The organism is Paenibacillus sp. RC67 (assembly GCF_030020805.1).
Classification (GTDB): Bacteria; Bacillota; Bacilli; order Paenibacillales; family NBRC-103111; genus Paenibacillus_S.
This window is the reverse complement of record NZ_CP125098.1, coordinates 7,010,001-7,035,196: the sequence shown is the minus strand read 5'-3', so window position 1 is coordinate 7,035,196 and position 25,196 is coordinate 7,010,001. Positions and strand designations below refer to the sequence as shown.

The following is a 25,196-nucleotide window of genomic DNA, read 5'->3' as shown; positions in this document are numbered from 1 at the left end:
ATTATTTAAAAAACTTCAATACAAAGGGTATCGTAAACGTGGCATCTCTTAAGAGATAGTAAGCGTTGTCTTGCATATGCCCGAAAAGGCAGCATTACGGAATAGAAAGGGGAGAACCCAGATAAAATGGATATTTCAGTTATGCGTCAAGTGCCTGAAGCCATTTATCTTTCTACGCAAGATACAAAATACTATCGTGCAATTTTAAGATATATGTATGAGCAGCATCGTATTTTTAATAACGATGTTCTGCCAGTTGAAATCTATACCTATCTTCAGCAATTCCCGGAGTTTGGCGATTACACCATTGAGAAGCTTGACGGCGATTTATCCGTCCTCGTAGGCAATAAAAATTTAATTCTAAATCAAGACAATACGGACGCTGCAACGCTCGAAGATCTCATAAAAAACAGAAAAACGTATTCATTGACGGAGTATACCATCGAGTTTGAAAAAACGCTTATTTTTTGGAAAAAAGCTCAATCGAATTCGCGGAGGCTCCCTCGACAAAAATTTAACGGAACGCTTGTACAATGCGCTTATACGAGTAAATGGATTTTCTGTTTCGGTGGATTTGGATACTAAGGATTTAGAGGACCTTTATGCAGCATGGGATGAACTCTACGAACGTTTTACAAAGCTCGACAACGACGCTTCTGATTATTTAAATCACATCAGTGGCGACAAGCTGGACAGTAAAATGGAGACAGACGCTTTTATTGTGTTCAAGAATCAATTCCGTTCTTACTTAACGGATTTCATTGTAGAACTCAATCGGAATTCGCCATCCATTATTAATATTATCACGCGCATTTCGGAGAAAAAGATCGAGTCGATTATTACGCAACTCATTCGCTACAAAAAAAGTATTCCGACAACAGCGGTCGTGTCGGACCAGGAATATACAGAGACCTTTTTTGATGTTTGGACAGGCATCCGCAACTGGTTTATCGCTAATGGTACGAAACCAAGCAAAGCGTCTCAAATGGAAGTTCGTACGCGCGATGCCATCAGCAAAATGTCTAAGCTTGCCCATTTTCATGCGGAGCGGCAATTCGTTAAGAAAAGTCGTGTGACCGAATTTTTGCGGCTGGCGGATATGGCGCACGCTTCAACGCTTGACGAAGCACACAAAATTTTTTCTTATCTGTTTGGATTTGATGGCATTCAGCATTTTAAACTCGCAAGAAAACCATCGGATAGAAATGACGGAACTGTTTGGGACTTTGAGCCCGACGAAGTGGATGTTACGTACCGGGTGAGACCGATCGGCGAAACGCAAACGAAGCGTAATCTTAAGGTAACCAAAGTCACGCAGGAACAACTCGAAGAGCAGCGGTTAATGAAAGAACGACTAGCATTCGAAGAAAGCGTGCTCTTAGAACTGGTCAGCCAGCCATATCTCGTTATTAAAGAAATGGACATGGTCGAACCATTTGTTCGCAGGGCACTTCTTGATTGGATTGATGCGGCTTTGCTTAATGAAATCGGTTTTGGCGTCTACGAAGGTTCTACAGAGCTTGGCGTTAAATTTAAGCTCCACATTCTGGGCAAAGAAAACGTCGAAATGCGATGCACAGATGGTATCCTTTGGTTACCCGATTTTCAATTGACATTTACAGAGGTGAAAGCACGTGAAAAAGCCCTCGCAGGAATTTCTTGAGTGCATCCATCAACTGCTCGACAATTTTTGGATTGTACGAAAAGATAATCCGGAATCGTTTTATGAGATAAAGAAAAACGAAGTCGCTTTACGCGACTATTTTAAAGATTATTTCCGCTTTAAGCTTGTCTTGGGCGCGGATTTCGCAAAGCTTGAAAAATTTCAAATTACACCGCAAGCTGCAAACGGTATCTCTGATTTCAGGGAAACAAAAGACTATGTCATGTTTTACTGTGTACTCGCATTCCTCGATGGCAAAACGTCGAAGCAATTCACACTATCTGATGTATGCCAAGCTGTTGTTTCTTATTATCCCCGAAGCGGGGCGGATTACAGTTTAGTGGATTTTTTTCCAACACTGACTTGGAAAGGCAACGATGGTTATCGAAATCGCTTATCGCTCGTTCGCGCTTTAAAAGAAACGGTTCGTCGATGCTTAATCGAAGTCGTAGATAAAAACATCGAAGATTTCCAAGACAAAGAAACCGGAGACGCTTTGCTTCGCTCTACCGGACTCGTGAAATATTTTATGCGCAACATCAATTTTGGGCTAGAAACACAGATGACCCTTCACGATGTCGTGTTGTTGCAAGAGATGCAAGAACGCGAGCTTGGCATTGAAAGAAAGCACGTCTTGTACCGTAAACTGTTTTTAGAACCTGCCCTGTACAAACACGAGGTGCCTCAAGCGGATTTTGAGTACCTTCAGCAATATGGGCGTTATCTTAATGAACACGCTGAAACCTACTATGAAATGAACCTTGACGTTTACGACGCCAGTGCCTTTTTGGTGAGAGACAGTGTCGGCACGTTCCGTAAATTTTTTCCCGCAAGCAATTCGGAAGCTAATTTGGTTATCCAATTCGCAAGTTTGCTTCGGTTAAGAATCATTGATAATGACGATGCACTCGCAGAGCAAAAAGACGGCACTGTCGTTTTGACTTCTACGGATATGGATATGATGTGCCGGCACTTGGTTGGTGAGCACAGCCATACGTGGACAAGCGGTTTAAAAGGTATGAGCATTACCGAAATCAAAAATAGTATTGTAAATACACTAATGGATTGGAAATTAGCCGATGTTACGCAGGATAGCGAAATCAAACTTTACGACGTTATCGGTCGTTTTTTTGAAAAATCGAAAGAAGAGAGCTCGAAGGGGGCTTAACTATGAAACGGGATTCCGAACGCTGGAAACCAAACCGCATTATTTTCTTTAACTATTGGTACTTCCCAAACGAAGAATATAAATTTAGAAATGGCAGACTGCTCATTAAAGGTCACAATGGCGCGGGAAAGTCCGTCGCCATGAATACGGTCTTCACTTTTCTTATCGATGGCAATAAAGACCCTAAACGTCTGGACCCGTTTGAATCAAGTGACCGCAAGTTTTATGATATTTTACTTGGGGAAGAATCACTCAACAAAGATATCACAGAGCGCATTGGTTACGTAGTTGTCGAGTACAAATTAGGCGATAAAGAAGAGTACATGACAACCGGCATTGGCATGCACGCCAAACGCAAAAACCGAAAGATGGAGGATGCATGGGGCTTTGTTATTCCGAATCGCCGTATTAATAAAGGAAAAAATTCGCTTTCTCTCTACACAGCCGAAATGCTCGACGGCTCCTTTGAAAACATCCCAAAGGATAGAAAGCAATTCACAAACGACGTTGGAGACTCTGGTAATGTGGTGGATTTAAACCAGTATGCCAAACACATGAACGATCGCTTGTTTGGATTCCCAGATGAATCCGGTCTTAAACTGTATACCGATGTGCTCGTTCGTTTGAAAAGCCCGAAGCTTACAAAAGGTGGCGGACCTGATGATTTGAAGGACACTCTTAATCATTCGTTGCCTTCTCTAACCGAACAGGAATTGTCGGCTCTGACAACAACCGTCCAAGCACAAGATCAAACCCAGCGCGAAATCGTGAAGACGCAAGCCGACCTATCGTTCGCCGTTAAACTCGACAAAGGCTACGACGATTACGTTTCTTACGTGTTTGCGGATAAGGCAAAACATTTCCTTGATTATATGCAAGAGTTGCAAAACGTGAACGCCGAATATGACGCCACACTTGCTGAAATTGCCGATAAAACCGAAGCATATAATGCTGCCGAGCTTCAAATCCAAGCGATTAAAAGTGAAATCGAAGGGCTAAAAGAAGCAAGGTCTGAACTTAAACATGAAGAAGTTAGTAATCTTGAAGATGCACTCAATTCGGCTAAAAACACATTTCAAAAGTTAGAGGGCGACAAAATAGACAAGTCCTCCCGTTTCGACAACAAAAAACAAGCATTATCATCCGAGCAGGATGTCCGTCGCAAAATTGAAGACGAACTTTGGGAAATTGAAAAAGAAATGAAAGCCTTACTAGAAAACCTAGAAGAAATCGCTTACGACACTTCGTTCTCGGATATTTATGACGCTTTCATCGATCATTACAAACGGCATGAAAATGAAGGAAGGTATGATTTTTACCATTGGGAGACGCAGACTCGGATTCGTCTTCAACAGCTTGAATCGCTTCAAAAACAGTGGTCCGATTACGAGCAAAAGAAACGAGTCCTTACCGACATGCGCGAACAAATCGGAGAAAAGCAAACGGCTTTGGATGCACAAAGACAGCTTAGAAGTGACCAAGCGGACCAATACGACCGCGAACGTAATAATAGCTATGTCGAAGTTGAGACCTGGATAAAGGAGCTTAACGCCTTCACACTTAGCGTTAATAGCGCTACGACGGTTAAGCGGATGATGAATGGCTACTTGGAATCGGTGACCGAGGAAGAGATGTTTGCACCTATCCTGCGGGAGCGGGATGAGCAAATCTCCAATCTTCAGCTTGCACAAGTATCGCTCGCTTCTCAAAAGCAGGCCAAAATGGATGAGAAATCACGTGCAGAACAGGAAAAGGCGGCGCTTGAAGCAAGCGAGGAAATTGAACCTGAACTTCCTGAACCAAAACAAAAACAAATCGCAGAACTTAAAGCGACAGGCATCCCCTTTGTCCCTTTCTATGCTGCGGTTGAATTCAAACAAAGCCTCTCAGACGAGCAGAAATCACGCTTAGAATCCGTGCTCGCGGAAGCGGGTATTTTGACCTCGCTTATTGTGCCGGCTCCATATCAAGGCGCGGCGCAGACTCAGGCAGTCCAAAGCAGCAACAATCCCGCAACTACAAACAACCTAACACAATACTTTGATGTTGCAAGTGGCGATGAAATAACGGAAGCAGATGTCTTAGCGGTCCTTAAAGGGATTTCGATTTCGGACACTGATGCACATTATGTATCGGATAACGGTGCTTTCAAAGGTTCCTTTGTCTTTGGCACGGCCCCTCACTATGGGGTGGCAAAATATATTGGCAAACATGCGCGTGAACAAGAACGCCTGCGCAAGATAGCTTCCTTGCTGGAGAAGATTGCAGGGCTGGATAATGAAATAGCGCGACTCCAAACCGACATTGATGAAAGCAAAGTCATTATAGGGGCAGTAGAAGAAGAGTTCAGACGGTTTCCGAAGTTCGCCGCACTTAAAGACGCGAAACGGAAACTGGAAACCATCGTTAGCTACATTGCCGATATTTTAGAACCGGACATAGTGCGTTTGAATGATAAGTTCAAGGAACAAAAAACGGTTCTTGATGCACTGCTTGCTAAAATCAACTCAGAATTTGAATCCCTTTCCGTAGACAGAAACGAGCAAGCGATTTATCAGGAATGTCAAAACATCGGCAATTTTAGATCGGCTCTCACAAACATGAAAAGCGCCCGCCGTTCATATTTCGATAAGCAAACACTGCTCGAAAACCAAGATGAAAAAATTCAGGAAATCGGCGATGCCATCGAAGAGGCTAGAGGGGCGGTACTTGCACTTGATGGTCAACTAAAAAGCCTTACCGTAAGGATTGATAGCTACGAAACACAATTAAAAGAGATGGATGCCGACGGTATACGCGAACTTGCAAAGTCGATTGCCGACAAGCTAGACGAATTACCCAATGTTCTCTCCGACCTTAATCGTTCTTTCGGGGAATTAGATAATGCCTTGAAAACGTTAAAAGACCGTTTGCCGCTTGGCGAACAAAAAAAGCGCTTCTTAACGTGGTTTGTTGGCGCTTGGGAAAAAGCACTTTTGCAAGACGTTAAAGAATTCGGAGAACGACTGGGCTTACCGTTAGATGCGGACTCTGTTTCTCTTGCAACTGTCGTTATGCAGAAGTTTGGTAATCTTCTTACGAAAAAAGATAGAGTTAAAATTAAGAGTGATATGGGCGCCGTCTTTGGTGAAGCAGACAAAGGGCTGCCTGAATACAATCTCAGCATGGAGCCGGTCGAGTTTGAACTGGACGCGCCGGAATTAACTGCTGATCAAAACAGCCTTTGTGACATACTGATGATGATTGCGAAGCGTGAAAAGGTTACGCTGGAGTACCAAGCTCGCCGGGTATCGCCGAACTACTCCAAAACCAAACTCGAAGAGCGAGATAAAATTCTCGCCGATGTAATGGCAGAGAAGGATATCGAGATTTACGAAGACATTCTCATTAATCATGTCGGAGAAATCATCAAAGGAAAAATCCGCAACGCAAAAGAATGGGTACTGCACATCAACGAAATCATGGAACGCACCCAAATATCAAGTGGGCTGAAGTTTGACATGGTGTGGTCGCCAAAAAGCAATCCAAACGAGGACGAACTGGACACAGCGGATTTGATGCGTATCCTCGAAAAAGACCCAGTCCTTCTCTCGGATACCGACAGAAAGAAAGTTGCGCAGCACTTCCGGTCCAAAGTGCACGATGCCAAACGCAAATCCGAACTAAGTGGCACTTCTTCCTTTATAGAAGACATCATGAAAGTGCTTGATTACCGCGATTGGTACCAATTCATCATTTATTACACCAAGACAGGCGAACCGCGCAGAGAAATGAAGAAAAGTAATTTTAATACCTTCTCAGGCGGCGAGCGTGCGATGGCAATGTATACACCGCTACTTGCGGCGGTAGATGCCAGGCTCCAAAATGCAAGACCGAATGCACCGCGTATATTCGCGCTTGATGAAGCATTTGCCGGCGTCGACGAAAAGAACATCAGGGAAGCATTCAAAGTCATCGAGTCGTACGACTTTGATTACACGCTTAATTCACAAGCCATTTGGGCGACATTTGAAGAAGTGCCGGACCTTTCTATTATCGTTTTAAGCCGACTAGGCAACGCAAACGTGGTGATGTCGACAGCCTACACATGGAATGGTATTCGGAAACTGCCCGTCGATGAATCTCAAGAAGAGCCGGAAGACAACAGCGAATCATTCAAATCGCAAATCGCCTTATTTTAACTAAGTGGGGAACATGTCATGAACATAGCCAACGAGGCTGCGAGATATTTCAAAGAGAAGAAGGGCTTTGACCGTCTTTTCGTTGAGTTTGAAAAACGGTACAAAGGCTTAGAACGCATTGGCGGCAACGCCATCCTGGAACACGTTACGGATGAAGAGTTTATCACCATCCGAGGCATAATCGGAGACAAACTTAAGAGAAACGGGGACAAGCTATCTGTCCCCTTACTTCTTTTTGAAGAAAAGCTCCAAGGAACAAAATTTTCAGGCGTCAAGCTCTTAACGCTATTAGAGGCGTATACCGGCAAAAAAATCGTCACGAACAAAGAAAAACAATTGGCTTTTGAACAGGAGAAAGAACGTTTCTTCATTGAACTACATCACGCGCATCCTGGTTCCAATGCCGACTTTATCATGGCGAAAATTAGCGAGAAGTCTCCAGGCACACTTCAAGTGCATGCACTTTATCAACAAGATACAAAGGCACTTAGAACCGTTTTAGGTGCTTCCTTAAATGCAGTAAATAAACTTCCACTTCAACAACCCAAAAGACTTGCGCTTTTCGCAGCGGATGTAACCGATAATCCGCATTTCTTTGATGTTAAAACAGATGCCGGGCGTCTCTTCATTTCTTTTTTACAATTACTGCTCGAAAGGGATGGTTGGGTATACAGAACTAATCCTAATGCAGAAGAAGTCACGGAGATCCTTAGCGCACACAGGATATGGCGAGATGATGTGCTTAACTTTGTTTCTTGCTTCGGTATTCGTGGATTCAAAGATAATGAAGATTCATTTAAGGTGCTTGAGGGCGCAATTGAAGAAAAGACGATATGTAATTTACCTTTACGTGATGTATTTCGTATAAAGAGAGTAGAGGCATATAAGCAAAAGGTATTCGTTGTTGAGAACTCATCGTTGTATTCAAGCATAATCGAAGAATTTCAAGACAAGCCGTTTACACCAAGTATCCTGTGTACTCATGGACGAATGAAATTATCCGCACTCCTGCTGCTCGATAAAATAGCAGAAAGTAACAATATTATTTTTTATGCTGGCGACCACGACCCACAAGGCTTATCTATCGCGGAAAGTCTTGTAAAGCGCTTAAAATCTAAAGTTAAGCCATGGAGGTTCGATAAAGAAAGTTATCTGCTAAGTTTATCTGATGAAATGTTTGATTCTGAAAAGATGTTAACCAACAATAAAGAACCGCAACTTCAAGCACTGATTCAAGTTATGCTTGAATATCGGAAGTCCGCCTTTCAAGAGAAGTTAATTGAGCATTATTACGATGACATTCTTCGCGAATTAACAACCTAAAATCCCGTGATGGAGTCGGCGCAGATTTGTTCATCGTTGATGACACTGGCAATATTGATATGAAATGAAAATGAGTGATAGAGAGAAATACTGCAATTGTCGCTCATCTTTTTATTTTGCAGGAAAATGTAACCATTTGTCGAACTCTTCTAGATATTAAATTAGAGGAATGGGTGAGTTTACATATGCAACTTTATAGCTTGAAAATCGAAGGTTTTCGTAGGCATCTGGATACAGAGGTGTTTTTTTCGGACGCCACCTTTCTGATAGGTGAGAATAATGTCGGCAAGAGTTCAATTTTATCGGCCTTGAACTATTTGTTGAATGATATAAAGAAAATTACGGTAGAGGAATTTTTTTCATTTCTGGATGAAGGTACTGCCACTAATGTCCGTGGGGCTAATAAAATTGTAATGACCACTCCGTCGTAACCCAGTTGTAAGAGCTAAAGTAATCATTATCCTCCAGTGATAAGGTTCACGTTGCAGTGCTCGAAGCATTTGTTCAACTTCTGCTTCATCATATGGGATAATCTCCTTTGAATCGACTTTTGGTTTCTGCACGTCACTAACCGGATTTCGTTTGATGATTCTCCAGAATGTTTTTTAAGATACGGTGATTAATCTCGATCGTTCCAGAGGCTAACCCTCCATTTTTTTATCTCCGCGGCTGCCTTCTTTTTCAAGTTTATCAAGAAAATTTATAATATTAAGGGACTTAATATCCTCTAACTGCATGTGTTGGAAAGCAGGCAGGATACGAATTTTTAGATTCATTGTTATGATTTCGCCGGGTGTGACGACCCGTATGTATACAATGTCTTATAACCCAGATGTTTTACGGCATATTTATCGCGCATTCTTCAACAAACGCTGCTACGAAAATAGTGATCCCAAATAAGTCGATGTAGATGGCGGTATAAATACAGAGAGTTATGGAGCTCCGTGGTTTGTCGGAAGAGAAAAATAAGGTTTTGAGAGGATTGTTATAATCGGGTAGATAATCAGATTCATTTGACGGTGTGTTACAGGTGATTTCGGATTAGAATAAATTATATGGAAGTGTTCGTTTAAATTCTACTACAATCCTTTTTGTTAGAAAATACTTAATATTTCAATAACTTTAAGTTCGTTAATAATAAAGCAACACATCTATATATTAAAGCATTACGACAAAACATATTCATATTAAACACTCGGTCGAATGTTGACATAACGAGTGTTTTTTTGATGTTGACCAATTAATTCAAGGAGATATGTTTAAAATCATCTTTTGTAGATATGTTAATCTCAACATGTTAAAATAAGAACCCATATTCCCTATTTAGGATATTCCCTCCTTATAGCCCAAAATACGAATGATAAAAAGGAATAATGTGGGATGCTGTCGAAATGCCATAGTGCATAAGATTCAATAAATAAGGATGGAAGCCTATGGAGAGAAGTATTATCAGTCGGGCAGTGGGTGAACAAAGCAAGGGAGAAAGGCTGCAACGTCTTAGAGCTATCCAGTTAATATTTGATGAGCTTGAAAAATCCCCCAATATATCTGTGCTTGTAGCATGTGAGCATATTGAAGACATCTATCTGAACAAAGAAGATGGCTATGGCGAAAATTCGGAATACATAGAGAGTGACAAGAGTTATGAATCCAAATGCTTTTCATTAAACTCTGATGAAGTAAAGAATAGTTTAGTGAGCTTTTTGGATTGTTCTTTACGTTTTGGTAAACATATTCGTTATGGTTTTTACACGAATACTGGAATTACGAATGAGCGTACTACTGATTTATTAAAAAGAAACAAATTAGAACTGCCAGAAGAAAAACTAATAAATTTATTAATAGATAAAGATTATCCAACGGTTCTTCCTTATCTTAAATGCGTTGTGTTAGAAGATTATAAAAATCAATATGCAGGAAAAAATGAGACCGGCTTTTTAGATGTAATTGAACAGTACACAGATGAGATGTGGATCCAGTTCCTTGAACAGATTGATTGGAAGTTTGACCAGGAAGATGAGAATCAGCTTGAAGCTACCTTGCTGTTAAAAATTCAAAGATGTCGTTTGTATAACACTATAACAGTTTCTGGAAAAGAACAGTATATTATCGATGCGCTGGATAAAGAACTTGAAAAACGGCAAGCATCCAAAGAACCTATTCATCGAATGATTAATGCAGATACAGTAAGAGCAAAATTTCTTGAAATAGGCAACAGTGTTGCATCTGCAAAGCCCATTAATTTATCGAGTAAAAATGAGAGCGATAAATTTTTCACTGATATACTAGATAAAAATGTTAATGCTTTTTTTGTCAAAACAAGCTATTATACTCGTGCTTTAGAAGCCTTAAAACAAGATAACATAGTTATACTTATAGGGCAACCCGGAATTGGCAAAACAATTACATCAGAAAAGATAGCTTATGACTATAAGACCAATGGATTTAAAATTCTGCGTTCTGAGAAATTGAATATAGGAAATGCAAAAAACTTTTTAAGGGAACAACTACCTCAAGAAAAAACGCTAATAATACTTAATGATTTTTTAGGACAATCCATTACAGAATATAAAAATATAGATTCTAGTGAGTTGAGTGATTTGTTTAGGTTTTTAAGAGCATACGATCATATAAAATTACTTATTAATACTAGAGGTGTAATATATCAAGAAGCCCTTCAAAATACCAAAATTAACTCTGAGGTTACTAGTAGTTTAAACGATATATGTGAAATACAGATGGCAGATTTAACTTTTGTGGAAAAGGCTTATATTCTACATTGCCATTTAAAGCGAGCTTTTGAAAAAGGAATTCTATTAAGTGAACACTATCAAGCTGTGATACAAGATAGAATATATGGTAAAATTGTAATCCACGAGAATTTTATTCCACGAATTATGGAGTATATAACCTGTAAACCCTTTGTTACGAAAACTAATCCTCAAAACTATGTAGGCGAAATATTTGAAACCTTAGCAAATCCGTCACAAATTTGGAAAGAAGAATATGAAGGATTAGAAAAACTGGATCGTATTTTATTGAATACTCTTTTTTCTTTAACAAATACAAATGTGCCCATTGAAATCTTGAAGGAATGTTTTGAGAAAAGAATAAAAGATGAAAAGTCTGATACAACAATAAACTATTTCAATAATTCTATTAATCGATTAACGGAATCGCTCGTTAAGCTCGAGGTGTTTCATGGTGAACAGCGAGTTGGTGTCCTAAACCCGTCAATAAATGATTTCTTATTAAACCATTTATCGGAGAACAGTGATGAAATGGAAGCAATAATAAATCACTCAATGTATTACGAACAAATAGAGCGATTAATAACCTGTAAGGTGCCAAAAAAATCTTCTTATAACACAAATAAAAGATGGAATTTTCAAACGACTCACTACTTTTTCTAAGCAAGTATTTTCAAATATGGAATTTATGTTTGCACCTCCACCGTATTTATATGTGTTAAAAATATTGTTAATACACCTTAATGAATCTGATTTGGTTGCCTGCGGTATACACAAATCAAATATTCAACATTTCGTTCGCGAAATATTTGCAACACAGTATGACAGTATTGAAGCAAATTCAAGGCTCTATTTTGCATATGAATTTCCAATTGTTTTTGCAGAATTGATAAAAAGTGATAACGAATATGATTTAAATGAGATTCTGGCAGATGAAAAGTATTTAAAAGTCATTATGGATTCCATCGCTAGGTGCGATGTTTTTTGGGATATCCTTGTTGATATTCAAGAAAGATATTATGCATCTTCGAAAGAAGCCTTTTATAGATTCCCAATAGTACAATCAAGCATAATTGAAAGAATTACATCAGAAGTCATTTGGGATGTCCAAGAAGATATTCTATCCAAAATTACATCTGAAATTGAGGACAACTATGATGAGCTTGAAGAATATGAGGATGTTTATGAAATGACAAATTTTGTTCTTCAAGGCATTGTAGATGATATTCACGACCAGATTACAGAGATAATGAATGCTAAGTTAGACAAACGGGGAATAAATTCGATTACTGCTGAGGATTTTGATATAGACACCATTTTAAGTGAAGATATCGATATTCATGACATGATCGAGCGAAAATATTATGAAATGATGTATAGTCAAAGCGATGAATATAAGCAACAACTTCAAGAGCCTATTGAGAATATAGTTGAATTATTTGAAGATACCTATTGGCTCTCATGATTTTTGTTGATGTACTCGAAAATGCCAATGCTATCTTAAAATGGCTAAAGAAAACTTGACAAAAAAATGACGAAATTTAAGGTGTGAAGGTGTATGATGAAAATATGCGAAAATCATATACAAGTGACTTTAAAGTAAAAGCGGTACTGGAAATTTTCAAGGAAGAAAAATCCCTAAGTTGGCATCTGAGCTGGAAGTTCACCCCAACCAGCTTCCGAAATGGAAAAAAGAGGTTGGACGCAAAAGGGGGCAGACCGGCAAGCCATCCGAGTTCGCGTGGAGGATTAATCACCAAAATTCATGCGATGGTGGACGCGCTCGGCTATCACTACGTTTCGAATTGACGTCAGGACAAGACCACGATTCTGTCACCGGCTATCGCTTTCTTCAAGAACTGGACTACTATCCGAGCGAAGTGTTGGCTGATCGTGCCTACGATACCAATGCCATTCTGGAGCATCTACAAAGCCGAGCAATCACTGCGGTTATCCCAAGCAAACGCAATCTGCGGGTAAAGCGCCTGTTAGATTCTGAAACGTATAAAGAGCACCATTTAATTGAATGCATTTTCAATAAAGTAAAAAAATATCGACGTCTGGCCACTCGCTATGAAAAAACAGCGAACATGTTCATAGCTTTTTTGACGCTGCTTTCCATTCGTTTATGGCTCAAATAGGTTTGCATACAGACCCTAGTAAGGAGATACAGATCGAGAAAATTATCTTTAATTAAGGAGATAATATGTATGGAGTTGATTTATTTATGGGTATCAGATTATCGTAACATTGAAAATACAGGATTTAAATTATCATCAAATTTTGATGTGAAATTTAATAATAATAACAAGGGTTACAGGGAGCTAGTAATTAGAAATTTAACTATTAATAATTTATTATTCGAAGAAAAAATCGAAAATGTCCATGCTATTATCGGAAAAAATGGGGCAGGCAAAACAAATCTCATGGACCTACTCGGTTTTAATTATAAAGAAAGAAAAATGGCATTTAATGCAAAATATTTTATTTTATATCACATGAGTGATGATATTTATGCTATTGAAGGTAGAGGTTTTGAATTAATTGAGCCGAACATCGTGAATAATCCGACTGTCGGTAGTTCTCTAAATTCTTTAAATTATGTAACAGAGCCATATAGTCTACTAATCAGAAAGCTTCCTAAGAAAAATAAATTTGAATTTATTAGTTTCCTTCAGTTTAAAGAACAGTATCATCGTAATGACCATATTTATTATATAAAAGACTTTGATCATAATAGTAATTTTGGTATAAACTATTCGAAAAATAGTGTTGAAAGAAATGCAGATTCCGCTCTATTCAATAGAGCGAAAATTGATCATAATGACATTAATAAATTGTCGATGTATAAATTAATCACTTATTTTAATAACTCAACATTTAAAAAAATTCAAAACATCTATTTAATCTTAACGAAAGTGTGTACGTAAGAGTTAATTATAGTATAGATTACAATGATGAATATATAGACATTGATTTAAAAATAGAGAATGAAAAATTTACAAAAATATTAGATCGTGTATCGAGGATTTACACAAAAGAGGAATTGAAGCATCAATTTATTCTTAATTTTATGGAACAGTACATATATTACAGTTACGCTTCCTTAAAGCAATTTGAAAAAGAGAAAACGATAATTAGTAATAGTAATTATAAAAAGCTGATAAATGAATCTGATCTAATTAACATTACTGAAGTCGAATATTATTTAAAGGTTCAAAAGATTATCTCAGATGAAATAAAGAAATATACGGATGTAACTAATCATGACAAATTCTTTGAGTCATTTTCTTTAGCTTGTTCTTATCTATTAAACTTAAATGCAGAATTTTTTGACGATAAAACACAAATTAATATCCCGATCAACATTCTTGAAGATAAGCAAGTTATAGATTTCCTGAATTTTATCGATGAATGTCAAAGTCCTGAAGTTAATTATCTCAATAATGCTTTAGTCATTTCGATTGGCCCCATGAGTGATGGTGAACAGGCTTTTATTAAGTTGTTTTCGGCTTTATTCTATGGGCTTACATTAAATCGATACGAAGAAAAAAGAACTGCAATCATTTTATTAGATGAGCCTGACAAGTCAATGCATCCTGAATGGAGTAGGATACTACTGTCTGAGGTAATGAATTTCTTAAAAAGATTAGAAGAAGGGTATGAACGTTACCAAATTATTATTACTTCTCATTCACCTTTCGTTATTTCTGACTTACCAAAGGAAAATGTAATCGCCTTAGACAAACATTTAACGACTGGTAAGTGTGTCATTAAAAAAATAGAAATTGAGCAGACTTTTGCTAATAATATTCATTCTATTTTAATAGATAAATTTTTTATGACTGCGACGATCGGTGAATTCGCGCTCGATAAAGTAAATTCAGTAATTAACCGATTAGTTCAAAAGGAGTCATTATCCGAAGAAGAAACGGTTGAGTCTAAATATATTATTTCATTGGTCGGGGATGAACTAATTAGAGAGAAATTAGTGGAATTATTTAATGATAAAATTAAATTCCAACGAGAAGGGAATAGCCGATGATAGGTATTACTCATAAAAAATGGAGGATATAGCATCTGAACACTACAAAGAGCTTGAAGATCAATTAAAAAAGCGAAAAATGTATAATAAAGTAAATAATTGGTTTTTAAATAATGGACTTCACATCAGTCTTAAGAGTGTTGTTTTAGCTAATGTGGATTTCCTTGGGAAGATTGTTTACAAATACAGAAGATTTAGCTATCCAAGCGAAATCCATTATTTAGTAAACGTTTATCAAAATTTATTCGCAAAATCCAATAAATCTATAGGGAGCAATTATTATAATGCGGTGGCCTTATGTAGAAAATTAGGAATTACCGTTTGTCCTTATTGTAATAGAAACTTTATAAACAATGTTGACCTTGGGGAACAAGGAATTAAAAGAACTTCGCAGCTCGATCACTTTTATTCAAAGGACAAGTACCCTTTTTTAGCGATGTCATTTTATAATTTGATTCCTTCCTGCCCAGCTTGTAATCTTTTAAAACATAACCGAAGGATATCAATATCACCTTACGATACACGAATAAATTTTGAAAAAGAAATTATGGTTAATTATGTGCCGAATTCTGCCATCTTTTTTTTAAAAGAAGAAGATATCGAAGTTAAACTTGAATATAGTGATAGGATGAAACGCAATATTAATGTTTTCGGTCTAGAATCTCAGTATCTCTTACATAAAGATATAGTTTTTGAAATTGCAAAAAAGTGTGAGTTTTACAGTAAAAGTCAACTCAAAGAATACAAAAAAAATTTTGGACGGCTTTTCAAAAATGAAGATGAAATGAAACGAGTATTGTTTGGAAATTATCTTAAACCTTCTGATGCTTACAAGCGTCCACTTGCAAAATTAACTGGAGATATATATCAGCGACTAGTAAGACCATGAAAGGATGTATAAATTAATTGAATTCCCCCGAGTAGGAATAAGGAATGGCAAAATCGTCTCCTGCATTAGCATCTATAAAACATATAAGAGAAGGTCGCTTCCATATTTCTTTTGCGAATTCCGTTTTGAGGTAATTGGAAAGAGAAGAAAATAGAAATTGGTCGGGCCAATATTTAAAACAAATATGATGCTGCTATATTGGGATTCAAGTAAGGGATTTTGGATAAGATTTTAAATTTGCCGGGACCATTGATGTAAAATTGATGTATTACATCAATTTTACATCAATGGTCGGATTCCAATCCAAAGAAACGGATTGGCTCACCGAAAACCCAGTAAAATCAAGGTTCCAGTGGATTAAAACAGAACCCAACCAACCGATGCTTTAGCCCGAGCAATCGATTCAATTCATCCTGAAAGCCGTAAAATATCGGCAGGGAAAGAAGCCATTAAAACTAGCCAAAGATTGTATCCGTAACAGGCGCGGTTTTTCGGTAGAAACTACATTGGCCGGAGGTAATGTCATCAGGCTCATGCGTGATGCTAAGGTCAATGGGTTCGAAGTTACAATGTTCTATGTCGGTCTAGGCGATTATAATTTGAATCTTGAGAGGGTGGCAGTACGGGTTAAAAATGGTGGACATCATATTCCCTCTGAAGATATCATAAGGCGGCATCAAACATCGATTCAAAATTTAATTTCTCATCTTGAATTAATTGATCATTTAATTGTGATTGACAACAGTTTATCTGAGGGAAGAATTACTCTGGGCGCGGATGATGGTTCAATAACCTGTCGATCGGAGACCGTTCCTTCTTGGATTGAATGCATAGTGCAGAAGTAAGAACTATAGAAAGAACAGCAATGTAATTAATTAGGGCTGTTCTTTTCTTCTTTTTAGAAAGTGAATTTTTCGCTAATTAATAGATTCTGTTACCGTAGGCTCTGCTTCTGAGGCAGATGCCTTTTCTATTTCAATTGGCTGATGTTCGGTTTATGAAAGTCTGAACTCGCATAGGTAAGGACTTCCATTTATCTTTGTGATATTATTAGGCATATTGACCTAATTAGAGTTAAGTTCGGAGTTTTTACAAAGATGTGTAATGTGGGTTTCTCAGGAAACGCGCCACCTTGATAAGGGAAAATCCTTTCCATACATCATAAAATTTGTTGTAGTTATTAGGAGTTGGACATGAGCAGACAATCGCAGAATATTACAAAGTACTTTAGAAGTGCCGTCTCGGCTCAGGCGAATACGGGCCTAGAGTTTAAGAACGAGCCATTCTTCATTATTGAGGCTTCTCAGTTGTTAGAGGGAAGAATTCATAGTGAGATATGCGAAAAGGTGTTTATCGAAGCTAACAAAGGTTCAAATTATGAGGATGATAAATTTAAGAAAACGACTATAAACGTCATCGTAAGTGCGAAAACAGTAAAGACGATATATGAGGCAAATGCTAAAATCCAAGACGATGTTGATGAATTGACGGGTCTATTTTTTATACCTGCAAGAATGGATAATAGCGGAAAACTCTATTTTGATTCTGAAAATAAAAAGCTTCCTTGGTTCCCGCGAGAGTACTTACAACCCATGGTTGAGTCTAAATTGGCTATTGGTAGTGCAAGTAATGTTGATTCTTTTATTAGTGATCATGTCGATCAAGTAGAATTAATAGGAACATGGGCACAATATGTATCATTCATTAAAGAGTTTTATGAAACCATAACGAATAGCAAATTTGAAGATAGCAATATTCTTAGTCAAGAAGAAGATTCTACTTCGTTTGACTTGGAAAGAAATATGTATCTATTTATAGATAATACAGTAAACTCAACATTTCATATTTTGAAATTGTATAATTACTTACTTCATGATCTTCAGCTTAAACCGCTATATGATAATTTTACTTCAATATCAAAAGTAATATCAGAGTCACTAATACCCAATTCGACCTCCAATATGCAGCTACATGCTGGGCAAATGGGAGGAGAGCATCCATTATCTCCTTCTCAGAGGGAGGCTATGAATCATTATAATCATATGAATGTTGGTGAAGTACTAGCTGTCAATGGACCACCGGGAACGGGGAAAACCACGCTATTGCAATCCATTGTTGCTGATACATACGTGAAAAGGGCGATATTAGAAGAAAAGGCGCCGCTAATTGTTGCGACATCGACCAATAATCAAGCCGTTACGAACATTATTGCTTCATTTGGTAATATTAAAAAAATGAGTGACTCGAACCTTGAAGATCGTTGGATAGAAGGCGTACATAGTTTTGCTACTTATTTTCCTTCTGGATCGAAAGTAAAGGAAGCAACAAGTCAAGGCTATCAATACACCAATTCTAAGGGCGAATACTTTTTATCCGATATCGAGACGGAAGATAATCTAAATAATTCGAGAACGAAAATAATCGAAAATTGTAGTGAATTTTTTAAATCGAAGTTTACTAATCTGGAAGAATGCCGTAGTGCTCTTCATAAAGAGTTATTGTTCTTCGAAGAAAGTAAACGGAGTCTACTCGCGTTATGTGATGAGTCCAATCAATTTCAGCACCCTGATATTCCTGTAGACGTACAATTGAAATTGCTCGAAGAACAAATGGATCATATTCAAGTAAGAATTCAAAATATTAAAGATAGAGTGTCTCAATGGGAAATCGTTTACAGTAAAATACCTTTCATTATCAGGTTGATCTCGAGGATAACAAAGAAAAACCTTAGAAGAATCCAAACGGAATTCAGGTTGTTTATTTCTACTGAAGAGCTTGCAGTTCTTGATGAGTCTATGAGTATTGGGCGAATTAAAGAAATATATAGTCAACAGGTTGCGGAGTTGGGTAGGTCGTTTGTAAAACTAAAAGATGATGCTGAGTTAATTAGGGGCTGGATAAAAAAGTATGACAATGAATTAAAGACCTTAGGAGAGCACGGGGTCATTCTCCATGACAGTGAATCGACTAGATACAATATTTCGATAGATACGGTTAACGAGCTAATAGATAAAAAGATACGTTATCGAGAGTTTTGGATAGCCGTTCATTATTTTGAATGCAGATGGGCAAATGGTGAAGATGAACTCACAGATAAGCAAAAGGGAAAAACCTTCCCTAATGTTCTAACAAAGTTTTATAACAGACTTTAAATGATTACTCCATGCTTAGTAATGACGTTTTACATGCTTCCAAAACAATTTATGGCATTTAACGAGCAGAAGAATATGTTTCTATTTAACTTTATTGATCTATTAATCGTAGATGAAGCGGGACAAGTGTCACCTGAAATTGCGGCTGGCGCATTCGCACTCGCTAAAAAAGCTGTTGTCGTCGGAGACATTCATCAGATTGAGCCTGTATGGAGTGTCAATAAATCATTAGACAAGGCATTGGCTCTCGCCAGCGATACAATTAAATCTATTGATCAGTTCAATGAGTTAGAAGAGGCTGGATTGACAAGCTTTGGTTCAAGTGTAATGATGGTTGCTTCAAAGAGTTGTAAGTATGAAAAATATGATCAAAAAGGTTTGTTTCTTTCAGAGCATCGGCGCTGCTATAACGAAATTATCGATTACTGCAACAAATTGGTGTATAGAGGAAATCTCAATCCCATGCGTGGAAAGGGGAGCGACCGTAAGAATCGCCCTCTAGAACATTGGCCGCAAATGGGATATCACCAAATCGCTACGGAAAGCTCAAAAAAACTAGGAGGCAGCAGGTATAACGAGAAGGAAGCATCTTATATCGCTGAATGGTTATATCAACATTACGAGATCATTCGCAGTGCATATCCAGACGATTTGGAAAACAATCTAATTGGAGTAATTACCCCATTTAAATCACAAGTATGGTATATCAAATCGGCATTAAAGAAAAAGATGCCTCTTTTATGCAATAAAATAAGCGTGGGTACGGTTCATACTTTTCAGGGTGCGGAACGTAACATGATCATACTTTCAACTGTGTATGGCATGAACGATGGAAGTTACTTTATCGATGCAAATAATAGTCTCATGAATGTAGCTGTGTCGCGGGCAAAAGACCATTTCTTTGCATTTGGTGATATTCGATGTTTGAAAGATAATCAAAATAGCGCCAGTGGATTAATTAAATCATTCATCCAAAGCAATCCACTATCAAGTGTCGCCTCTATTCACTAACTCTCTTTTCAGTGAGATTAAGATTCACCAATTATGTTTGGTGGAAAACTGACTATTACCAATGGAATGGGGTTTAACGATTAATGGCCATTAATATTTGGCGTGAACCGGATGATCCAGAAGCAGAGAATCAAAATATCTTTGTCAAAGAATACATTTTAAAACATTTTGGACCCACTTCAGAAGATTGGGAAAATGGTGTATCGGCTGCTTTGTGTGCATATTGGAAAGAGCAGGGCTATGAATCAGATCCGGAGGAAGATACCTTTATTTTACCAGTTGATGTGATGCTTCAGAAACAGTATGAATGTTCACAGTGTAAGTCACAGTATTCTAGTGAACATGACGGTGACATTTATTATGATCAAGATACAAATATACCACAGTTTGTCTGTCATGATTGTCTAATTATGGCTGCACGTCATCGTAGGTGGTTGTTGAAAGAGCATATGAAGCTAAAGATGCAATCATTGGCAAAAAAGGTACAAGAAACTAACGATGGATCTTAGAAGTTCTTCCAACATGAAGCATCGCGGCTTTCAAGCACCATATTCCTTTTCAAACATATGCGGTATTTAAGCTCGCTTGCTACGATGAAGTGAAACTTTGATGTTGATGTAAAGTTGATGTAAAACATCAACAGAAGTGCTCGGATTGAAGCCTTCTAGAGCAAAATCAAATTGACAAAAAGCCCGCCAAATCAAGGTTTCTACGGATTGTAACAGATCACATCCTAGACTAATATGTTTCCGCATACGGTGCATGTGTTAGCAAATTGAGAATTATTGAATTTTAAATAATATACCATCTATTATACTAGGATTAGGACGAATAGTAGTAAACGAAGTTTGGGGACGCGTAATGTTGCGTCCCCAATATTTATTTTACGAGTAGACTATTTAATGTTCCCATGGATAAATGAACAGGGGTTCAACTCCCGCAACGTAAAGAACCCGCTGTTCAGGCGCAACGAAGTAAGATCAATTGTGTTACACAGCGATCATTGTGTTAAAGGGAGCGTTATTTTCCAGAAAAATACTACAGTATTCGACGCAAAATAATAGAAATCCTGAGAATTTTAGATTATTCCACTTTGCATAAAAGTTAGAATCTGATAGAATATAAACAAATACTATAAACTTAGTGGGGATTAATAGGAGGCGCCTTTCCATGCAAAAACTGACGCAGCTGGATCAACTTGATTCCACGCAAGAAATGACGCACTTGGATCAGCTCGAAGCTGAAGCGATTTATATTATACGAGAAGTAGCGGCGGAATGTGAAAATCCCGTGATGCTGTATTCGATCGGGAAGGATAGTTCCGTGATGCTGCATTTGGCGCTGAAGGCTTTTTATCCCGAGAAACCGCCATTTCCTTTCATGCATATTGATACTACGTGGAAGTTTAAAGAAATGATCGAATTCCGCGATCGCAAAGCTAAAGAATTTGGGATCGAAATGATTGTTCACTCGAATCAGGAAGGTGTTGATCAAGGGATCAACCCATTTGATCATGGTGCCTCGTATACCGATATTATGAAAACCCAAGCATTAAAACAGGGATTGGACAAATACGGATTCACGGCTGCGTTTGGCGGTGGAAGACGTGACGAGGAAAAGTCGCGTGCGAAGGAGCGGATTTTTTCGTTCCGGAATAAGAATCATGCGTGGGATCCGAAAAACCAACGGCCAGAAATGTGGAAGCTTTTCAACACAAGAATCAATAAAGGAGAAAGCATCCGCGTCTTCCCAATATCCAACTGGACGGAAAAAGACATCTGGCAATATATTCGCAGAGAAAACATTGATATTGTGCCTCTCTATTTTGCAAAAGAAAGACCCGTCGTCAATCGCGATGGACATATGGTCATGGTGGATGATGATCGCTTGAAACTCGAACCCCATGAAAAAGTTGAAATGAAGAAGATGCGGTTTCGCACATTAGGCTGCTATCCTCTTACTGGCGGAGCCGAGTCTGAGGCGGATACGCTAGATGCCATTATCGAAGAAACACTTGGTGCAGTTTCATCCGAACGGACAACTCGGGTTATTGACCAAGAAGAGGCTGGAAGTATGGAAAGACGTAAACGGGAGGGCTATTTCTAAAATGAAAAGTCTGCTTAAATTTATTACTTGCGGAAGTGTAGACGACGGAAAATCCACCTTAATTGGACATATGCTTTATGAGGCCAAGCTTTTATTCGCCGACCAGGAAAGAGCGTTAGAGCTGGATAGCAGACTTGGTAGCCGCGGCGGCAAAATTGACTATTCCTTGCTTCTGGATGGGTTACTGGCCGAACGCGAACAAGGGATAACGATTGATGTGGCCTATCGGTATTTTACGACGGATCACCGTTCATTCATTGTAGCGGACACACCGGGACATGAAGAATATACACGGAATATGGCAGTTGGCGCATCCTTTGCGGACCTTGCCGTCATTCTTGTGGACGCAACAAAAGGGATAATTACCCAAACCAAACGCCATGCCCGGATTTGCGCACTCATGGGAATTAAACATCTTGTATTAGCTGTGAACAAAATAGATTTAGTGGATTTTGATCAAAAGAAGTTTAATGATATCAAAGAAAGTTTCCTCCAAATGACAGCCGAATTTCAACTTCAAAGCATACAAGTGATCCCTGTTTCTGCCACAGAAGGGGATAATATTACAAAGAAATCACAAAATACACCTTGGTATGAAGGTCTTCCTTTATTGTCATATTTAGAAAATGTGGATGTTCATAATACGGATGAAGCGAAGCATTTTATGATGCCCATTCAGCGTGTATGCCGACCGGACCATACGTTTCGCGGTTTCCAAGGCCAGATTGAGGCTGGGAGCATCGCGGTAGGCGATGAGTTGACGACGTTACCTAGTCGCGAAAAAGCGAAAGTCAAACGCATCTTAGTGACAGACAAAGACAGAGATTCAGCCCATGCCGGACAACCCGTAACTATTCAATTGGATCGTGAAGTCGACGTTTCGCGGGGCTGTGTTTTCACAAAAGACAGTCAAATTAAAGAGACGGATAGTTTTAATGCCACGATTCTTTGGATGGATGATTCTGTACTGACACCGGGTAAAAATTATTTAGTAAAAATAGGAACGAAAGTCCTGCCAGGTACCCTGACGGCCATTATGCATAAAATCGATGTTAATACTGGAAATACAGTTCCAGCAGATCGTATTGTCAAAAATGAATTGGCAAAATGCGAATTTTCTTTATCGGATAACATTGTCTTTGATTCCTTTGAGCAATATAAAAGCATTGGCGGATTTATTCTGATCGATCGCGTAACCAATATGACATCCGCTTGCGGAGTCATTGATCAAGCTCTTCAAAGCTCCGACAGATTGGTAAAGTTAGATACGGAAGTTACCAGAGAGGTTCGTGCCCAACAAAAAGGACAGAATCCATTAACTCTATGGTTCACCGGTTCGGATTCGGATAAATCCACCCTTGCGAAGGAAGTCGAAAAAAGGTTGGTATCTGCAGGCTACCATACCATGTTACTCGAGAATGGTCAGGAGAATCCGCGCGGCGAATGGTGGAAGTTGCAAAATGGATGAATGATGCGGGACTTATTGCATTGGTATCGATTGATTCCCCATACGACAACGACCGAGAAATCGCGCGAGACATCATTGGCAAAGAATATATAGAAGTTTATGTAAACGGACCGGTTGCAGGCAGTTCGGGCACATATGATGCACCTGGGAACCCGGAAATCGAAATCGATACAAGCAGATATTCAATTGAAGAAGCTGCGAATAATGTAGTTAAACAAGTTATGAAATATTTAATCAATTAGTAGTAAACTTTTAGTCGTGGACTACTCCTTTATTCCTCATGTGAATTTAACTTGTGTTTGGTAGCGCAATCGAGCAACGAAATAGTCTTTTAAATATGCCTACATCATCGTGAATAGTGATGTAGGCATATTTTTCTTGAGTCCGCGGCATGGGGCAATGGAATCATAAAAATGGCACAACCCATTTTCGTTTTACCATCCCAACCTAACCACCAACAATCCCTTCATAACACACCGCAGGCAAAGTAACCCTAATCTCCGTCCCATCCTCACTGCTTCTCAAAATCTCAATATAACCGCCGTGAGAATTGACAATACGCTGGCAGATTGGCAATCCCAACCCCATGCCTGCTTCTTTTGTAGAATGGAAGGGGGTGAAGATCTTACTCCAGGCTTCCTCAGGGATCCCTGAGCCGCTATCTGCAAACAGGATATGGATTTCATTGTTACTGCTGCTGGTTCGGATTTTGATGATTTTGCGCTCTTTTTCCTCCATGGCTTCGATGCTGTTATTGATCAGGTTCATAAAGACTTGCCTGATTTTATCTATATCTACGATGACTGTAATCTGTTTTTCTTCGTTCAGATCGATGTATACGTTCTTCTCTTTAGTTTTAATGGACGTTAATACAAGAGCTTCCTTAATAATTTCCGTAATATCGGCTTCGGATGCATGGATTTTTCCGCTTTTGATGAACTGCTCGTAATTGGTGATCACGCTGTTCATATGCGAGCCCGCAACTTGAATCTGGTTCACCATTCCTAATGCCTTACTATTTAATTCATCGTTTCTTGCCAAAATATCCGAGTAGCCTTTTACAATGGTCAGCGGATTTTTTATTTCATGGATGAGGCCGGAAGTTGAGATTTCAATTTGTTCCTCTTGCTCTTTTCTTTTGATAATTTGATTGGTTTCTCTTATCATTTTTGTGTTCATATGGGTAAAAATAAAGAAAATGAATACAGAAAAGATCATGACAGCGATTTGACTGGAATAGATGAAGGTCGTTTCCTGCAAATTCATGACTCCAACAATATAGGTTAGTAGAAAAGCCGAGCTAAATGAGGTGAGAAAAAATCTAACATATTTATCAATGACTTTTCTGCTCGCAATGAGTGTTAGAAGAATGCTAACAATTAGCAGTTTGATATGATTTGCAAATAAGAATCCCCACTCACCGTACTTCGGGAAGAGGAC

21 protein-coding genes (1 of these 21 only partly in view) are annotated in these 25,196 nt (G+C 38.5%); 19 read left to right on the top strand and 2 right to left on the bottom strand.

The genetic code is table 11. The features are described 5' to 3' along the window. The first annotated feature begins 126 nt into the window (after nucleotides 1-126). From QMA13_RS31835 to QMA13_RS31810, 6 genes are all read left to right on the top strand, one after another. Nucleotides 127-585 (top strand): DUF2397 family protein, encoded by a 459-nt coding sequence (locus QMA13_RS31835; protein ID WP_282937644.1) that lies wholly within the window; start codon nucleotides 127-129, stop codon nucleotides 583-585. Continuing rightward, the gene (locus QMA13_RS31830) at nucleotides 527-1,663 is read left to right on the top strand and encodes a DUF2397 family protein (protein WP_282937643.1); all 1,137 of its coding nucleotides are present in this window, start codon (nucleotides 527-529) and stop codon (nucleotides 1,661-1,663) included. Before QMA13_RS31835 ends, QMA13_RS31830 begins: the two co-directional genes overlap by 59 nt. Beyond that, nucleotides 1,635-2,831, top strand: coding sequence for a TIGR02678 family protein (locus QMA13_RS31825; protein WP_282937642.1), 1,197 nt, complete (start codon nucleotides 1,635-1,637; stop codon nucleotides 2,829-2,831). Before QMA13_RS31830 ends, QMA13_RS31825 begins: the two co-directional genes overlap by 29 nt. 2 nt (nucleotides 2,832-2,833) lie before the next feature. Next, entirely contained in the window at nucleotides 2,834-7,012 is a 4,179-nt protein-coding gene (locus tag QMA13_RS31820) for a TIGR02680 family protein (RefSeq protein WP_282937641.1), read from the top strand. A gap of 18 nt (nucleotides 7,013-7,030) precedes the next feature. Further along, complete coding sequence (locus tag QMA13_RS31815) at nucleotides 7,031-8,335, top strand: TIGR02679 domain-containing protein (protein WP_282937640.1); 1,305 nt, start codon at nucleotides 7,031-7,033, stop codon at nucleotides 8,333-8,335. A 185-nt stretch (nucleotides 8,336-8,520) separates the two neighbouring features. After that, the gene (locus tag QMA13_RS31810; RefSeq protein ID WP_282937639.1) at nucleotides 8,521-8,766 is read left to right on the top strand and encodes an AAA family ATPase; all 246 of its coding nucleotides are present in this window, start codon (nucleotides 8,521-8,523) and stop codon (nucleotides 8,764-8,766) included. Between the two features lie 210 nt (nucleotides 8,767-8,976). Here QMA13_RS31810 and QMA13_RS36765 read toward each other — a convergent pair whose 3' ends face one another. Beyond that, entirely contained in the window at nucleotides 8,977-9,072 is a 96-nt protein-coding gene (locus QMA13_RS36765; protein ID WP_481858259.1) for a hypothetical protein, read from the bottom strand. Nucleotides 9,073-9,768: 696 nt separating this feature from the next. On the opposite strand from QMA13_RS36765, the gene QMA13_RS31805 reads away from it, so the two are divergent. From QMA13_RS31805 to QMA13_RS31745, 13 genes are all read left to right on the top strand, one after another. After that, complete coding sequence (locus tag QMA13_RS31805) at nucleotides 9,769-11,748, top strand: nSTAND3 domain-containing NTPase (protein WP_282937638.1); 1,980 nt, start codon at nucleotides 9,769-9,771, stop codon at nucleotides 11,746-11,748. A gap of 16 nt (nucleotides 11,749-11,764) precedes the next feature. Continuing rightward, nucleotides 11,765-12,550 carry a PRP40 family protein gene (locus QMA13_RS31800; protein WP_282937637.1) on the top strand — a complete coding sequence of 262 codons (786 nt, stop codon included), beginning with the start codon at nucleotides 11,765-11,767 and terminating at the stop codon, nucleotides 12,548-12,550. Between the two features lie 178 nt (nucleotides 12,551-12,728). Continuing rightward, complete coding sequence (locus QMA13_RS31795; protein ID WP_282937636.1) at nucleotides 12,729-13,226, top strand: transposase; 498 nt, start codon at nucleotides 12,729-12,731, stop codon at nucleotides 13,224-13,226. A gap of 69 nt (nucleotides 13,227-13,295) precedes the next feature. After that, the gene (locus QMA13_RS31790) at nucleotides 13,296-14,015 is read left to right on the top strand and encodes a hypothetical protein (RefSeq protein ID WP_282937635.1); all 720 of its coding nucleotides are present in this window, start codon (nucleotides 13,296-13,298) and stop codon (nucleotides 14,013-14,015) included. Beyond that, nucleotides 14,006-15,130, top strand: coding sequence for an AAA family ATPase (locus QMA13_RS31785; protein WP_282937634.1), 1,125 nt, complete (start codon nucleotides 14,006-14,008; stop codon nucleotides 15,128-15,130). The genes QMA13_RS31790 and QMA13_RS31785 overlap by 10 nt, the downstream gene beginning before the upstream one ends. Nucleotides 15,131-15,149: 19 nt before the next feature. Beyond that, entirely contained in the window at nucleotides 15,150-16,019 is an 870-nt protein-coding gene (locus QMA13_RS31780) for an HNH endonuclease (RefSeq protein ID WP_282937633.1), read from the top strand. A gap of 533 nt (nucleotides 16,020-16,552) precedes the next feature. Then, nucleotides 16,553-16,864, top strand: coding sequence for a hypothetical protein (locus QMA13_RS31775; RefSeq protein ID WP_282937632.1), 312 nt, complete (start codon nucleotides 16,553-16,555; stop codon nucleotides 16,862-16,864). A gap of 348 nt (nucleotides 16,865-17,212) precedes the next feature. Further along, a complete protein-coding gene (locus tag QMA13_RS31770) occupies nucleotides 17,213-19,171 on the top strand; it encodes an AAA domain-containing protein (RefSeq protein WP_282937631.1) in 1,959 nt (652 codons plus the stop codon). 33 nt (nucleotides 19,172-19,204) lie between these two features. Beyond that, entirely contained in the window at nucleotides 19,205-20,182 is a 978-nt protein-coding gene (locus QMA13_RS31765) for a DEAD/DEAH box helicase (RefSeq protein ID WP_282937630.1), read from the top strand. A gap of 83 nt (nucleotides 20,183-20,265) precedes the next feature. After that, nucleotides 20,266-20,691: a hypothetical protein gene (locus QMA13_RS31760; protein ID WP_282937629.1), complete on the top strand. Its 426-nt coding sequence runs from the start codon at nucleotides 20,266-20,268 to the stop codon at nucleotides 20,689-20,691. A gap of 661 nt (nucleotides 20,692-21,352) precedes the next feature. Further along, nucleotides 21,353-22,288 carry a sulfate adenylyltransferase subunit CysD gene (gene cysD / locus QMA13_RS31755; protein ID WP_282937628.1) on the top strand — a complete coding sequence of 312 codons (936 nt, stop codon included), beginning with the start codon at nucleotides 21,353-21,355 and terminating at the stop codon, nucleotides 22,286-22,288. Between the two features lies 1 nt (nucleotide 22,289). After that, entirely contained in the window at nucleotides 22,290-23,756 is a 1,467-nt protein-coding gene (locus QMA13_RS31750) for a GTP-binding protein (RefSeq protein WP_282937627.1), read from the top strand. Continuing rightward, nucleotides 23,732-23,998, top strand: a complete 267-nt coding sequence (locus tag QMA13_RS31745) for an adenylyl-sulfate kinase (RefSeq protein WP_282937626.1) — start codon at nucleotides 23,732-23,734, stop codon at nucleotides 23,996-23,998. The genes QMA13_RS31750 and QMA13_RS31745 overlap by 25 nt, the downstream gene beginning before the upstream one ends. Before the next feature lie 205 nt (nucleotides 23,999-24,203). Here the strand turns inward: QMA13_RS31745 and QMA13_RS31740 are convergent, their stop codons facing one another. After that, a protein-coding gene (locus QMA13_RS31740) for a sensor histidine kinase (protein ID WP_282937625.1) crosses the window boundary here: on the bottom strand, nucleotides 24,204-25,196 show its 3' portion. It continues 369 nt past the right edge of the window; only the last 993 of its 1,362 coding nucleotides appear in the window; its start codon lies off the right edge, out of view; the stop codon is at nucleotides 24,204-24,206.

Excerpts from the sequence above, each read along its gene's own strand:
- QMA13_RS31835 (WP_282937644.1), top strand. The coding sequence starts at position 127 with ATGGATATTTCAGTTATGCGTCAAGTGCCTGAAGCCATTTATCTTTCT.
- QMA13_RS31820 (WP_282937641.1), top strand. The coding sequence starts at position 2,834 with ATGAAACGGGATTCCGAACGCTGGAAACCAAACCGCATTATTTTCTTT.
- QMA13_RS31815 (WP_282937640.1), top strand. The coding sequence starts at position 7,031 with ATGAACATAGCCAACGAGGCTGCGAGATATTTCAAAGAGAAGAAGGGC.
- QMA13_RS31810 (WP_282937639.1), top strand. The coding sequence starts at position 8,521 with ATGCAACTTTATAGCTTGAAAATCGAAGGTTTTCGTAGGCATCTGGAT.
- QMA13_RS36765 (WP_481858259.1), bottom strand. The coding sequence starts at position 9,072 with ATGCAGTTAGAGGATATTAAGTCCCTTAATATTATAAATTTTCTTGAT.
- QMA13_RS31805 (WP_282937638.1), top strand. The coding sequence starts at position 9,769 with ATGGAGAGAAGTATTATCAGTCGGGCAGTGGGTGAACAAAGCAAGGGA.
- QMA13_RS31800 (WP_282937637.1), top strand. The coding sequence starts at position 11,765 with ATGGAATTTATGTTTGCACCTCCACCGTATTTATATGTGTTAAAAATA.
- QMA13_RS31790 (WP_282937635.1), top strand. The coding sequence starts at position 13,296 with ATGGAGTTGATTTATTTATGGGTATCAGATTATCGTAACATTGAAAAT.
- QMA13_RS31780 (WP_282937633.1), top strand. The coding sequence starts at position 15,150 with ATGGAGGATATAGCATCTGAACACTACAAAGAGCTTGAAGATCAATTA.
- QMA13_RS31775 (WP_282937632.1), top strand. The coding sequence starts at position 16,553 with ATGCGTGATGCTAAGGTCAATGGGTTCGAAGTTACAATGTTCTATGTC.
- QMA13_RS31770 (WP_282937631.1), top strand. The coding sequence starts at position 17,213 with ATGAGCAGACAATCGCAGAATATTACAAAGTACTTTAGAAGTGCCGTC.
- QMA13_RS31765 (WP_282937630.1), top strand. The coding sequence starts at position 19,205 with ATGCTTCCAAAACAATTTATGGCATTTAACGAGCAGAAGAATATGTTT.
- QMA13_RS31760 (WP_282937629.1), top strand. The coding sequence starts at position 20,266 with ATGGCCATTAATATTTGGCGTGAACCGGATGATCCAGAAGCAGAGAAT.
- cysD (WP_282937628.1), top strand. The coding sequence starts at position 21,353 with ATGCAAAAACTGACGCAGCTGGATCAACTTGATTCCACGCAAGAAATG.
- QMA13_RS31750 (WP_282937627.1), top strand. The coding sequence starts at position 22,290 with ATGAAAAGTCTGCTTAAATTTATTACTTGCGGAAGTGTAGACGACGGA.
- QMA13_RS31745 (WP_282937626.1), top strand. The coding sequence starts at position 23,732 with ATGGTGGAAGTTGCAAAATGGATGAATGATGCGGGACTTATTGCATTG.